The organism is Pseudarthrobacter sp. AB1 (assembly GCF_014926485.1).
GTDB lineage: Bacteria > Actinomycetota > Actinomycetes > Actinomycetales > Micrococcaceae > Arthrobacter.
The window spans coordinates 1-1,385 of record NZ_PZKO01000091.1; the positions used below are offsets into that span (position 1 = coordinate 1).

At 61.0% G+C, this 1,385-nt stretch carries 2 protein-coding genes; both read right to left on the bottom strand.

Going from position 1 to position 1,385, the window contains the following annotated elements; genetic code table 11:
* Window positions 1-706 (bottom strand): DDE-type integrase/transposase/recombinase (locus DAD99_RS21365; RefSeq protein ID WP_193343178.1); only part of this gene is annotated, 706 nt, incomplete at its 3' end.
* Window positions 707-943: 237 nt separating this feature from the next.
* Window positions 944-1,348 carry a hypothetical protein gene (locus DAD99_RS21370; RefSeq protein WP_309233466.1) on the bottom strand — a complete coding sequence of 135 codons (405 nt, stop codon included), beginning with the start codon at window positions 1,346-1,348 and terminating at the stop codon, window positions 944-946.
* Between the last annotated feature and the right edge of the window lie 37 nt (window positions 1,349-1,385).

Genomic DNA, 1,385 nt, shown 5'->3' on the forward strand with positions numbered 1-1,385 from the left:
TGGTCTCGGGCAGGTTGATCCCGACGTGTTGGGCGGGGGCCGGTGTGGTGGGTCGTTGGCGGAATCTTTCTGGGTGTCGTTCGTAGTAGTCCTGGTGGACTTGGTCTCGCTTGTCCCAGAGCTCTTTCCAAGAGCCGTTGTGGACTTGTGAGGGTGAGAACAGCGCGATGCCGGAGTGTTTGTGATCGGTGCTGTACCAGTGCACATAGTCGGTGAGGTACTCCCTCGCGGCCTCGAGATCGTCAAAGATCCGGGGGTAGCCGGGCCGGTATTTCATGGTGCGAAACCCTGACTCCGAGAAGGGATTGTCGTTGGAGACGTACGGGCGGTTATGGGACAGTTCCACGCCGTGGGCGGTGAGGGTGTCACGGAGCAGGTTTGATCTCATGGCCGGGCCTGAATCGGCATGCACGATGCGCGGGGCGCCGTGCCGGGCGATGGCTGTCTCGAACATGTCCGCGGCGAGGTGGTCGGACTCGCGGTCCTCCACCCGCCAGCCGACGATCTCCCGGGAGAAGATGTCCATGATGGAGTACACCTTGAAAACCTTCCCCTGCCACTTGGAATAGACGTCGGAGATGTCCCACGACCAGCTTGCGCGGGAAGGTTGGGCGGGCCTGCTGGTCCTCGTACTCTGCCGCGATCCGCCACCAGGTGCGGTTGGAAGCGAGCAGCACGCCGTTGTCCCAAGCTGTGGCGAAGGCATGGTCAACGGAGTTGCCCTTCCCCCAACCGGCCAGGATGAGCCCAAGGATCCGTTCGTGATGCGCGGTGCTGATCCGGGATTCGTAGGCCCGGTCNCCCTGGTGGATCGGGGCCTGCACCGCCGGACGGGGATTGAACCGGTAATGCCAGGTCCCGCGTGACAGGCCCGCAAGCTCGAGCGCTGTCCGCTGGGAGCCGGTGATCACATGCAGCTCCAAGACAAGAGTGTTCTCGGCCGCTACGAATCTTTCTGAGCGCTCGTCGGGGTTGTATCGGGCTCTGGCACGCTCAACTCGTGCAAGAGCCCGATAGCTTTTCCCAGCGCGGAATTCGTATCCTCCAGCTCCTGCACCCGCTTCTGGAGTTTTTCGACTTCGGCANGGTGGGCAGCCATTTCCTTCGCGCGTGCTTTTTCAAACGCGGAGAGCTCACGATTTGTAGGGACCATGCCTCCATGCTCCCGCGGAATCAGGCCACGGTCGATATCGCCCTGGACCAACATCTTGCGCCACCTGCGGAACGTCCAGTCGGAAATGGACTTCGAGGCAAGCCACTCCTTCCTGGTCCCGTGCGGCTGCAAATAATACTCATGCATGAACTCACGGATCTCTTCACGCGTAAAACCCTTGTTATCAACGGGCACCGCCGGCTCCTTCAATCAACAGCTAATGAATGACTCA